Source organism: Rhodococcus sp. P4_B6 (assembly GCF_056402215.1).
On record NZ_JBFUHV010000114.1, the window covers coordinates 17,412 to 29,157 of the forward strand.

The 11,746-nt window shown below is 65.4% G+C and carries 9 protein-coding genes; 6 read left to right on the forward strand and 3 right to left on the reverse strand.

The features are described 5' to 3' along the window. Positions 1 to 266: 266 nt before the first annotated feature. Positions 267 to 3,548, reverse strand: a complete 3,282-nt coding sequence (locus AC1DWT_RS35350) for a protein kinase domain-containing protein (protein ID WP_477924214.1) — start codon at positions 3,546 to 3,548, stop codon at positions 267 to 269. A gap of 98 nt (positions 3,549 to 3,646) precedes the next feature. Then, positions 3,647 to 4,237, reverse strand: coding sequence for a TetR/AcrR family transcriptional regulator (locus tag AC1DWT_RS35355; protein WP_283334447.1), 591 nt, complete (start codon positions 4,235 to 4,237; stop codon positions 3,647 to 3,649). 305 nt (positions 4,238 to 4,542) lie between these two features. On the opposite strand from AC1DWT_RS35355, the gene AC1DWT_RS35360 reads away from it, so the two are divergent. The 5 genes from AC1DWT_RS35360 to AC1DWT_RS35380 all read left to right on the forward strand — a co-directional run bounded on the left by AC1DWT_RS35360 (position 4,543) and on the right by AC1DWT_RS35380 (position 10,526). Next, positions 4,543 to 5,874, forward strand: coding sequence for an NtaA/DmoA family FMN-dependent monooxygenase (locus AC1DWT_RS35360; protein ID WP_477924215.1), 1,332 nt, complete (start codon positions 4,543 to 4,545; stop codon positions 5,872 to 5,874). A gap of 42 nt (positions 5,875 to 5,916) precedes the next feature. Further along, entirely contained in the window at positions 5,917 to 7,377 is a 1,461-nt protein-coding gene (locus tag AC1DWT_RS35365) for a DHA2 family efflux MFS transporter permease subunit (protein WP_477924217.1), read from the forward strand. 270 nt (positions 7,378 to 7,647) lie between these two features. Continuing rightward, positions 7,648 to 7,935, forward strand: a complete 288-nt coding sequence (locus AC1DWT_RS35370; RefSeq protein ID WP_477924219.1) for an NAD(P)-binding domain-containing protein — start codon at positions 7,648 to 7,650, stop codon at positions 7,933 to 7,935. 228 nt (positions 7,936 to 8,163) lie between these two features. Then, entirely contained in the window at positions 8,164 to 9,912 is a 1,749-nt protein-coding gene (locus AC1DWT_RS35375; protein WP_206014079.1) for a hypothetical protein, read from the forward strand. Between the two features lie 176 nt (positions 9,913 to 10,088). Next, entirely contained in the window at positions 10,089 to 10,526 is a 438-nt protein-coding gene (locus AC1DWT_RS35380) for a tautomerase family protein (protein ID WP_477924221.1), read from the forward strand. Positions 10,527 to 10,588: 62 nt separating this feature from the next. Here the strand turns inward: AC1DWT_RS35380 and AC1DWT_RS35385 are convergent, their stop codons facing one another. Next, on the reverse strand, positions 10,589 to 11,101 hold the full coding sequence (locus AC1DWT_RS35385; protein WP_477924223.1) for a winged helix-turn-helix transcriptional regulator: 513 nt from the start codon (positions 11,099 to 11,101) through the stop codon (positions 10,589 to 10,591). A 148-nt stretch (positions 11,102 to 11,249) separates the two neighbouring features. Between AC1DWT_RS35385 and AC1DWT_RS35390 the strand changes: the two genes are divergently transcribed. Further along, positions 11,250 to 11,594 (forward strand): DUF485 domain-containing protein, encoded by a 345-nt coding sequence (locus AC1DWT_RS35390; RefSeq protein WP_477924225.1) that lies wholly within the window; start codon positions 11,250 to 11,252, stop codon positions 11,592 to 11,594. Positions 11,595 to 11,746: the final 152 nt, after the last annotated feature.

Here is an 11,746-nt window from a genome sequence, read left to right on the forward strand (position 1 = left end):
CGGAGCCCACATCATCGCTTGTGCCGGACAGGGCGAGGTAGGCTGCCAAATACGCCCACACTCGGCTGCTTTCGTCCAGCGTGCCGAGGATCGAATAGCCAGCGGGCGTGGCTCGAAGCGGTCGTACACCCAATCACCGAGCGCGGACACTACGGAGATGACGGCACCACCCGGCACCAGGAAGAGTCGGATTGCAACTCACCGGAGTCAGATTGAAGGGTCAGCCAGTTGGAAGGGTCTCCGACAGGGGCCTCACTGGAGCGCGCCTACCGGCGTTCCTGCTCCACAACCCATGCAGCGATCTGGGCTCGGGAGTTGAAGCCCAGTTTGGACAGCAGATGCTCGACATGTCCCTGCGCTGTGCGCGGTGAAATATGCAATCGGGCGGCGATCTCCTTGTTGGTGAGTCCTTCGGCCACGAGGTCGGCCACCTGCCGCTCCCGCTTGGTCGGTGTCGTCGGCGTAGAAGGCGTTGTTACAGCGGCCTCAGGCTCTGGCTCACCGAGCGCGAAAGCGACTGCTTTGTCGACGTCAAGGGACGCTCCGTGGCTCCGGTTCTTCTCGAATGCTCGCTCGCCGAGAATGCGCTGGATGCGTCGCTCACACTGCTCGTGCAACCCGTTAAGGTTGGGGTACAACACCGTTGAGTGACGGGTCATCTCGACCGTGGCTTCCGCCGCACCCATCAGGACCGCGGCGCGCGCCGCGCCACCGTTCCGGTCGGCGATCCACGCGAACGCTTCGAGGCAGGTGGCCACAGTCAACGGGGCGTCCACCCGGCGAGCCAGCGTGAGTCCGTCGGTGAGATAGCGCAGGGCGCTCGTGTCGTCGCCCTGCCGATACGTGGCAACGCCCAGGGCCCACAGTGTGTAGGCGCGGTACATCGACTCGCCGACCGACCCGGTGATATCGAGAACCTGCTGGTAGTAGTCGATCGACCGCGCCGAGTCGCCGAGCAGATCATTCACCGTCCCGAGCAACATGAGAGCCTTGAGCAGCTGCGCCGAATGGCCACGCGATCCAGAATTCAGGGCGGCAGCCTCAAGGCGCGCACGGGCCCGCGGAAGATCACCGGCGAACAGTGCCAGCACGCCTTCCGCGTAGGCAATGTAGGCCTCTATGGTGGGGTCGTCCGTGTGCTCCGCCAGCGCCCGGCCTTCCGCAACCAGAGCCGTTCCGGCTACCACGTCCCCCTGCGCTTCGGCCAATTCGCTATTGTCGCAGAGCGCTCGGATGCGCAGGCTGCTTGACTCTCCCGGTGAGCTGTCGAGGATGCGATCAAACCAGTATCGGCCCTCGCTGAACATGCTCCGCCCCATCCAGAACGGGAACAGCGCCGTCGCCATCCGCAGACACTCCAACGAATTCAGTTCCTTTAGAGAGGATTCCAGGGACTCACGCAGATTCGACAGCTCTCGGCGTAGGCGGTCGATCCAGGCGATCTGTCGACTGCTGATCCACTCGGTGTCCGCCTGCAACGCCAGCTGCAAATACCAGTCCCGGTGTCGTCGACGCATTCGCTCGGATTCGCCGGCCTCCTCCAACTTCTCTCTGCCATAGTCACGCAGGGTTTCGAGCATCCGGAACCGCACGACGCCACTCGACTCCTCTCGAATGAGAATCGACTTGTCCACCAGAGAGGTCACCGTGTCGAGGGCGTCTCCGGTATCCGGGTTTTCGGCGCAGACCCCTTCGATGCCATCGAGTTCGACACTGCCCGCGAACACCGACAGCCGCGACCATAGTTGCTGCTCCTGCGTCGTGCAGAGGTCGTAGCTCCAGGCGATGGACAACCGCAGGGTCTGTTGCCGAGTGGGCGCGCCCCGGTCACCCAAGGTGAGCAGCCCATAGCGGTCGGTCAGCCGGCGCAGGATCTGCTCGACCGACATCGCCCGCAGTCGCGCCGCCGCCAACTCGATCGGCAGTGGCAGACCATCCAACCGGTGACAAATTAGAGCGATGGCGTCCTTGTTCTGTTCGGAGAGCATGAATCCCGGCACCGCCGCCGCGGCGCGTTCGGCGAACAGAGTGACCGCGTCGAATTGGGGCAGCCCACGCAGAGTCGGCTCGCGGTCCGGTTCGGGCGCGGTCAACGGCGGCACCCGCAGCACCACCTCCCCACCGATACTGAGCGATTCACGACTGGTGGCGAGGACACGTAGTTCGCTGCAGCTTCGCAACAGCGTCTCAGACAGCTGCGCGACCGCGTCCACCACCTGCTCGCAGTTGTCCAGTACAAGCAGCAGGCGCCGGTCCGCGAGGAATTCGACAACGAGTTCCCTTAGCGGACGTGCAGAGTGGTCACGCAGTCCCAGGGTCGCAGCGACGATGTCGATGAGAAGGGATTCGTCGGTCAGTTCACCCAACTCGACCCAGTAGACCCCGTCGGGGAACCCGCGGCGGGCGTCGGCCGCGACCCGTAGGGCCAGCCGCGTCTTGCCGACCCCGCCGATTCCCGTGAGGGTGACCAGGCGAGCATCCGACAAGGCGGCCCTGGCCTCGGTCAACTCTCGGCGTCGTCCCACGAAACTGGTCAGCTCCATCGGCAGGTTTCCCGCCGCAGCATGCCGGGGCCGGTGCCGCGGCTGCGGCGACACATTGGAGCCGGCCTGCGCGACGCCGGCGGTAGCCGCCGCAGCCGCCCTACCCGTTCCGTGCAGCGCCATCTCGTCCACCGCACGACCACGCGCTGCTTGGATCTGCTGGAGCGCCTCGCCTAGCGCCGCGGCCGACCCTGGCCGATCCCCGGGTGCCGTCGCCATCGCGCGCTCGACGACGGCGCACACGTCGTCCGGGATTCCCTGCTCCCGCAGATCGGGAACAGGCTGTGTGGTGATGCGCAGAAACTGAGCGATCACCTGTTCACCGCTGTGCCGCTCGAACGCCGCATGACCGGTGAGCGCGCAAAACAGCGTCGCACCGAGCCCGTAAATGTCCGAGACCGCACTGGGAGGGTCGCCGCTGAGCACCTCCGGGGCGGTGAACGCCGGTGACCCGGTCACCGTGCCCGTACCCGTTTCGAACCCGCCGGCGATGTGCGCGATGCCGAAGTCGGTCAACTCCGGTTCGCCGTAGTCCGTGATCAGAACGTTGGCCGGCTTGACGTCGCGATGCACGATGCCGGCTCGGTGCGCGGTCTCGAGCGCCCCGGCCAGTTTCACCCCCAGTCGCAGTACCTCGTCCACCCCGAGCGGCCCGCTGCCCCGGATGCGGGCATCCAGCGAATCGAGCGGGTGGTATGGCATCACGATGTACGGGTGCCCTCTGTCGGTCGCGCCGACCTGCAGCACGTTCACGATATTGGGATGCCCTGTGAGCCTGCCCATCGCCCGCTGCTCCCGGAAGAACCGGGCCCGGTTCTCCTCATCGAGATCCGCGGTGAGCACCTTGACCGCCACGGTGCGGTCCAGTTCCGTCTGGCGACAGCGGTACACCACACCGAAACCGCCACGCCCGATCTCCTCTGCATCCGCGAACCCGGCCGCATCCAGCTCCGTCGTGACCGTAGGCGTCACGTCGCGCTGGGTGTCGAGAGGATCATCTCCCATCGTCGGACCCATACCGCTCACCTCTCGATCATGCACGTTCAGGATATCGCCGCTCCTGCGTCCTCCTGAGTCGAACGTGACCTCGGGCGACCTTCGGGTTAGGGAGCCTCATTGGTGGATGCGTAGCCGTCTCTGCTCAACGCCCTGAGGTGTTGTTGGGACGACTCGTCTGCCAGCGACGAGCCTCTGACCCAGCTCAGGGCGAGCGCGGCGAGGAAGAGGTCACGCGCGCGAAGCCAGCTGTGCGCCTTCCCGTCTCGCTGTGCCGCACCCAGGAACTGGCCGGTCAGCTCGATAAAGCCGGTGCAGCTGACCGCAAGGGGATTGTGTTCCTCGAGGAACGCGCTGCGCAGCGGCCCGGGCAGGCCCTCGAACGCCCCGAAGAAGTCTTCGAGCGCGGCCATCCACTGTTCCAGTGCCGAGCCACTGTCGACGATCTGCTCGATTCGATGCTTCTCGGACAGGAGTTGGCTCTCGCGGCGACTCAGCAGCTCAGCGAGTAGTGCGTCGCGGGTCGGGAAGTGGCGATAGAGGGTGGCCGACCCGACCCCTGCGTCGCGTGCTACCGCCTCCAAGGAGGTGCCTACTCCCTCCTTGGAGAAACGCTTCTCGGCAGATTCCAGTATTTCCGACCGGTTCCGTTCGAAGTCCGCCCGTGATCGACGCAGTCGCGTCTCGCTACCCGCCATGTCGCACCTCAAAGTCTCTAGAAACGCCGACGTTACGACGCCGATTTGCTAAACGGGGGGGCACCCCGTTTATTATCTGGGGGCAGCCCCCACTTCATCAGCGTACCCCGGCATCCCCGCCGTCGAGCAAAGCCATCCCGCGTGCAATTTCTACTCGACGGCTATCCCACCCCGGCACCGGCACCGGCACCGTCGACCGACAACGACCACGAAAGCGAGCACCGCACGTGGCACCCCTCGAAGCGTCAACAGAGAGCGAACCCCAAGTGATTTTCCCCGACTCACGCGGCGATGATTCGAGCACTATGCTCCTATGCCTGCAGCTCACCAGCGGTTACGGAGCTCAACCGGGCTCGTGGCGGGTGCCGGGGGCGAACCTGTTCAGCTACACCGACATGGACCAGTTCGTGCGGTATGCCCAGGCTGCCGAGCGCGGCAAGATCCAACTGCTGTTCTTCGCCGACACGCCGGCGCTGGACGTGGATCTCAAGCACGAGCCTCCTCACTTCGCGATCGACCCGCTGCTGATCCTGACCTCGATCGCCCGGGAGACCGAACGGATCGGCCTGGTCACCACCTCCTCCACTACCTTCAACGAGCCCTACAACCTGGCCCGCCAGTTCAAGGCACTCGACGTGATCAGCCACGGGCGGGCCGGATGGAACGCGGTCACCACCTCGAACGCAGCCGCCGCGGCAAACTTCGGCCGCTCGGTTCCTCCGCGTGCGGAGAAATACGAGCGAGCCCACGAGGTCGTCCAAGCGGTCCAGGCGCTGTGGGGCAGCTGGGAGCGGGACGCCTGGGTACGCGACGTCGCAGGCAAGCGGTTCGCCGACATGAGCAAGATCCAGCCGATCAACATGCACGGCCGCCACGTCGCCGCGCGTGGACCGCTGCCGATCCCACCGTCCGAGCAGGGCCAGCCGGTCCTCTTCCAGGCCGGTGGCGGTGGGAACGGGCTGGACCTGGCGRCCCGCTACGCCAGCGGCGTGTACGCCAATCCCTTCACCATCGAGGAAGGCCGCGCGCACCGTGCGGCACTGCGCCTCGCCGCCGAACGCGCAGGCCGGAACCCCGACGAGGTGAAACTGTTCGCCGGCTTCATGCCGAGCATCGCGCCCACCCACCGGGCTGCCCTGGACCGGCGGCGTCTGCTGGACCAGTCGGTCGACCTGGACCAGCGCGTGACCTACCTCGGCGCAATGATCGGTCTGCACTTGAGCCCCGGTCAGCTCGATGAGCCGCTCACCGCACGTCAGCTCGCCGATGCCAATCCCAACCCGGCAGACCCGCGTTCGACCCGCGCACTGGAGGTGGCACGTGAGGGCTGGTCCCTCCGGGACGTCCTGGCCCACGGGGTCATCGACTACCACCCGGTCGTGCCCGGCACGGCCGCCGACGTGGCCGACCACATGCAGCAGTGGTTCGAGGCCGGTGCCTGCGACGGTTTCTCACTGGCCATCGACGTCTACCACGACGGCATCGACGCCTTCGTCGACCAGGTCGTCCCGTTGCTGCAAGAGCGCGGCCTGTTCCACCGGGACTATGAAGGGTCCACCCTGCGCGATCACCTCGGCGCACCCGCTCAGTACGGACTCGACCCGCGCCTCGCCGGCGCAGCACTCGCGTCGAGCTGACCCCTCACAACCGACCCACCACTCCAGACAGAGAGCACGCACATGTCAATCCCGGACACACCGGTCGCGAACGTCACACCCACCGCATCCCAGACCGATCCTGAGGCTCGGCTCGCCCCGGGAAGCGCCCTGGTCATCGGGTTGCTGATGGTCTCGACATTCATCGTCCTACTCAATGAAATGCTGCTCGGGGTCGCGCTCCCCACCCTAATCGTCGATTTCGGCATCACCCCGAGCACCGGGCAGTGGGTCACGACGGGCTACCTGCTGACGCTCGCGGTGCTCATCCCGGCCACCGGATACGTAATGCGACGGTTCCACCTGCGCACCATCTTCCTCGGTGCGCTATCGCTATTCACCGTCGGGACGGCAATCGCCGCGCTCGCGCCGGCAATCGAGGTCCTGCTCGCCGGACGAATCGTCCAGGCCGCCGGGACCGCCGTCTTCATGCCGCTGCTGATGACCACGACGATGCGCCTTGTCCCCGCCGGTCGCCGCGGCCACACGATGGCACTGGTCACAGGATTGACCGCCGTGGCACCGGCGGTCGGCCCGGCAGTGTCCGGTGTCGTGCTGTCCCAGCTGAACTGGCGGTGGCTCTTCATTCTCGTACTGCCGATCACCCTGGCAGCACTGGCACTGGGGGCGATGAAACTCCGCAACATCACCACACCCGAGCAGGCGACGCTCGACATCCTGTCGCTGGTGCTGTCCGCCGTCGGGTTCGGCTCGCTCGTCTACGGCCTGGCCTCGATCGGCGAGTCCGTTTCGGGCCACGCGCCCATCCCGCCCTACCTCCCGATCACCGTCGGGCTGGCCGGCATCGCGGCGTTCGTCTACCGACAGGTCGTCCTGCAGCGCCACCGCGACGCATTCCTCGACATGAGAATCTTCGGCACAAGGTCGTTCACCGTGCCACTCCTGGTGATGGTCATCGTCGCGCTCAACGGGTTCGGCACGCTGATCGTCCTGCCCCTGGTGTTGACCCACGTCGTCGGACTGAGCACCTTCGCAATCGGCCTCTTCCTGGTTCCTGGCGGGGCCCTCATCGCGATCGTCTCCGGGCTGGGCGGACGGGTATACGACCGCTTCGGGCCACGACCACTGGCGATCCCCGGCGCGGTCGTTTGGACGGCGTCCCTGTGGTTCCTCAGCCAGATGGACGGGGACACCAGTGTGGTCACGATCCTGATGGCCTACCTCGTCCTCTCCGCTTCCCAAGCTCTCATGTGGGCGCCGATGACGACGACCGCATTGGCCTCCCTGCGTGCCGACCTCTACCCGCACGGCACYGCAGCCTTCACCACCATCCAACAGCTGGCCGGGGCCGCCGGTGGTGCAGTGCTCATCTCGGCCTACACGATCGGGGCCAAGGATGCGGGTGCACTCGGCATGGCCGAGTCCGTGTCCGCAGCCCAGGCCGCCTTCACGACCGCCGGAGTCATCGCCATCGTCGCCGTCCTCGGCGTCCTTTTCGTTCCCAAAGCGCCAAGTACCCACTGAACCATCCCAGCGCCCACACCGCTCGGAAGCCGACGCTTTCGCATGGGTCGGTCGAGGGCACCGTCACGCGCAACGGAACGAGCGGCGAATCCCGTTCGAACAGACGATACCGCGCGAGATCGCAGCTCCCATACGGATAGGCGCACTCGCAAAGATCTGCGCGTTCGACAAGGCCGAGCCGACGGGTCAACGCATCCCGGCGACGCATGTACGAAACGTTCGCTGAAGCCTGTTGACCAATGAAATGATGCATAACAGAAGGAGTTCCACATGAAAATAGGCATTCTCGGCGTCGGATACATCGGCAAGACCCTGAGTCAGAAGTTGGGCGCCGCCGGCCACGACGTGAAGGTGGCCAACTCCCGCGGGCCGGAAACGATCGACGCCGAAGTTCTTGCCACGGGAGCGCATGCAGCATCCGCGGCCGAGGCGGTGAAGGATGTGGACGTCGTGATCCTGTCCATCCCACTGAGCCGTCTTCCGGAGGTCGCAGCGCTAACGCGGATTCCCGCAAGGTCGTCATGGGCGATCAGGCTGGCGTTGGCTGGGATCGGGTAGTGCCCGATTGGCTTTGTCTCTCTGCGGCTTCGGCTTCTGAGGTAATTACTTCCAGCGCCGGCTGGGGTAGGTTTCGCTGCCTGTCGCAGCTTGTATCCGTATCACGTTGTGCAACCGACGGCAGCGAGAGCCGCAGTGCATCCGAACAAATCACAACTCTGTAAGTAGTTTCCGCTTCGCTGGGCGGGTCGCCTTGACCCGCCCCGACCAGACTGTTCTAGTACAAGGGTGGAACAGGCAGCGGAATCGACCCCAGCTGGGGCCGCTCGGCCCGGTGGTGAGTTCTTCGCTGCCCCGACCGAGGTGAACCACCGCCGTTACGAGGCGCTGCGCGCCTACCTGTTCGAAGGTGCCTCGGCCGCACAGGCTGCCGCCCGGTTCGGCTACACGCCGGCCGCCCTGACCTCGTTGGCCCGTGACTTCCGGGCCGGACGCACCGACTTCTTCGCGGCCACCAAGCCGGGCCCCAAGTCGGCGCCGACCAAGGACGCGGCGCGGGGACGGATCATCGAGCTGCGACAGGCGGGCCGGTCCGCGCACGAGATTGCRGCGGTGCTGGCCGAGGAGGGCACGCCGCTGAACCGGACCGGGGTGGCCGAGGTGCTCGCGGAGGAGGGCTTCCCCAGACTGTGGCCCCGGCCGCACGCCGAGCGGGGTCTGTCACGACGTGAGCCCCCGACCCGGACGAAGGTCGTCGACTTCACCGACCTGCCCGAAAGCTCGGAGACGAAGCTGGCCGGGCTGCTGCTGGCGATCCCGGATCTGGTCGCCCTGGACCTGCCCGGCCTGGTCGGCGCCGCCGGCTACCCGGGCACCCGGGTGATCCCGGCCCTGAACTCGGTGTTGGCGCTGCTCGCGCTCAAGCTCACCGCGACCCGCCGGGTCTCCCACGTCGAGGACATCGCCGCCGACCCGGGCGCCGCRCTGTTCGCCGGACTGACCAGCCTGCCCAAGGCAACCGCGCTGACCAGCTACTCCTACCGGCTCTCCCACGACAAGCAACGCGCGTTCCTGGCCGCGCTGGACCAGGCCACCCTGGCCGCCGGACTTGCCGACGGCGAAGCGTTGAACCTGGACTTCCACGCGGTGATGCACTGGGGTGACGACGCGGTGCTGGAGAAGCACTACGTGCCCCGACGCTCCCAACGCACCCGCTCGGTGCTGACCTTCTTCGTCGAGGACGCAGCCACCCACAACCTGCTCTACGCCAACGCCGATCTGGCCAAGGCCACCCAGAACACCGAGATCCTCGCCTTCGCCGACCACTGGAAGCAGGTGACCGGGACCGACCCGAAACGGTTGATCTTCGACTCCAAGGTCACCACCCAAACCCAACTCGGCGAGCTCACCGACCGCGGCATCGGGTTCATCACCCTGCGCGCCCGCAACCCCACACTCACCGCACACCTGCACGCACTGCCGCCCAGCGCATGGACCGCACTGACCGTGGCCCGGGCCGGCGGCAAGACCCGCAAAGTCAAGGTCCACGAGAACCCCGCAGCGACACTCTCGGCCTACCCCGGCACCGTCCGTCAACTTGCCATCGCCGGCCTCGGCCACGACGAACCCACCATCCTGATCACCAACGACACYGACACCCCCATCAAGAACATCATCGAGGCCTACGCCCGCCGGATGAACATCGAACAACGCCTCGCCGAAGCCATCCGCTCCTTCGGCCTCGACGCCCTGGCAGGCGCCGTCCCCCTCAACGTCGACCACGACGTCGTCCTCACCGTGCTCGCCCACACCGTCTGCAACGCACTGCGACGTCGGCTACCCGGCTACGCCACCGCCACACCCGACACCCTGCAACGACGGTTCCTATCCACCGGCGGACAGATCCTCAACCGCGGCAACGAGATCACCGTCCGACTCGACCGGCGCACCTACTCACCCGTCCTCCGCCAAGCCAACCTCCCCGACACCGAGGTCCCCTGGTGGGATGGACGAACCCTGCACTACGAGTTCACCTGAACTGGGGTCGAACTTCCTGCGCGAGAATCCGCGCTAATGGTCGCCATGCCGTGGCAGGTGTGGTGACAGGTGTCGGTCCATCCTGGCTTGCAAAATAATAGCTAGCGTTCTATGGTGTGGATCACAAGCTGACTTGCATTTTGCTATTCAGTGCGGAACTTCGGAAGGAACTAGTGATGCCGACTTACATGTGCTTCGCCCATCGGGGGCGTTTGAGCGATGGCCAGCGAGCGGAGGTGGCCGCGGGTATCTCCCGGATTCACGGCGAGGCCACGGGAGCGCCGGTTTCCTTTGTGCAGTGCGTGTTTCAGGAGTTCGGCTCGGGCGGGCACTTCATCGGCGGGCAGCCCGCGGCCGAAGGTGGTATCTGGGTGTATGGGCACATCCGGGGCGGGCGCACGGCCGAGGTGAAGAACCGGCTGGTCACCGAGATCAGAGACCATCTGGCCCAGGTGGCCGGAGTCGAGGAATCGCTGATCTGGGTTTACCTGAACGAACTCGTCCACACGGACATGGTCGAGTTCGGGCGCGTACTGCCTGAGCAGGGCGAAGAGCAGGACTGGGTCGATAGCCTGCCACCGGACCTGCGCAATCAGCTGATTGCGCTGGGGTGACCTCCGATGGGGCGTGGACGTGACGCCAACTCGCCCGAGTTCCCCACAAATAGCGAACGGGCTCACGATGTTGGCGCATCGACCGCCGGGTCGGCGAGCGTGGCCACGACGGGTGTCCGCCACGGCCTGACCCACGCCTCGTCCTCGCGTGAGACCGTGACATCGCAACTCGGGCAGTACTCGCCCCGTTCGAGCGGATTCCCGCACGCGGTGTGGATGAAGAGGATCGGCGTCGCAGGCAAGCCCTCGATCGTGGTGTGCCGTTGTCCCCATTCGGCGAGGGTGTGGAACACCGGCAGGATATCTGCGCCGGCCTGGGTCAGCTTGTACTCGTGCCGTGTGCGGCCGGTGCCTTCGTATGGGACACGCACCATCAATCCCATCTCTACCAGGCGGCTGAGCCGGGCGGACAGGATGTTGTCCGCGATCCCCAAGTCGGATCGGAACTCGTCGAAGCGGGTCATCCCGACGTTGGCGTTCTTCAAGATCAGCAGGGTCCACTTGTCGCCGAGGACGTCGACCGCACGAGTAATGGGGCACGCGGCTTCGGAGAGGGCGCGTTTGATATTCGGCATTTCGGTTCCTCTTATTCGTCCACTGACTTGCAGTTAGCAAGTCTACTACCCGTCTCCGTGTCACCGCACCACCGCAACGTCCGACCAGCGATTCCGACCACCTTCGACCCGCATTCTCCCTCCCAATGATTACGAGGAGCCATCTGCGATGATCATCGACGCAGAAAAATCAGATAACCCTCTCGATTCACTCAGTCCCTACGAGGAGATCGAGCGTTCCCCAGAGTTTCGGGAAGTCCGTAGACGCTTGCGAATCTTCATCTTCTCGGCCACGGCCTTCTTTATGACGTGGTACGGGGGATACGTATTGGTCAGCACCTTTTCTCGGGGCTTCATGGCCACCCCGGTCGTCGGCAATCTCAACGTAGCGTTTTTCCTGGGTCTCGGTCAGTTCGTGTCCACGTTCGTCATCACCGGGATCTATGTGACCTTCGCGAATCGAAAGATCACCCCGGCGGTCGACTCTATTCGTGCAAAGTGGGAAGACCGATGAACTATCTCGCGGCATCGCACACAGTCGGGAATCCCGCGCTGAACATGGCGGTATTCGCCGGATTCGTGATATCAACCCTGGCGATCGTGATCATCGTCGGCAGGCGGAAGAGCAAGAAGGCCGCTGACTTCTACACCGGCGGAGAACAATTC

What these genes read in the sequence shown, in the direction of transcription:
- AC1DWT_RS35350 (WP_477924214.1), bottom strand. Translation starts at nt 3,548, where the DNA reads ATGGGAGATGATCCTCTCGACACCCAGCGCGACGTGACGCCTACGGTC.
- AC1DWT_RS35355 (WP_283334447.1), bottom strand. Translation starts at nt 4,237, where the DNA reads ATGGCGGGTAGCGAGACGCGACTGCGTCGATCACGGGCGGACTTCGAA.
- AC1DWT_RS35370 (WP_477924219.1), top strand. Translation starts at nt 7,648, where the DNA reads ATGAAAATAGGCATTCTCGGCGTCGGATACATCGGCAAGACCCTGAGT.
- AC1DWT_RS35380 (WP_477924221.1), top strand. Translation starts at nt 10,089, where the DNA reads ATGCCGACTTACATGTGCTTCGCCCATCGGGGGCGTTTGAGCGATGGC.
- AC1DWT_RS35385 (WP_477924223.1), bottom strand. Translation starts at nt 11,101, where the DNA reads ATGCCGAATATCAAACGCGCCCTCTCCGAAGCCGCGTGCCCCATTACT.
- AC1DWT_RS35390 (WP_477924225.1), top strand. Translation starts at nt 11,250, where the DNA reads ATGATCATCGACGCAGAAAAATCAGATAACCCTCTCGATTCACTCAGT.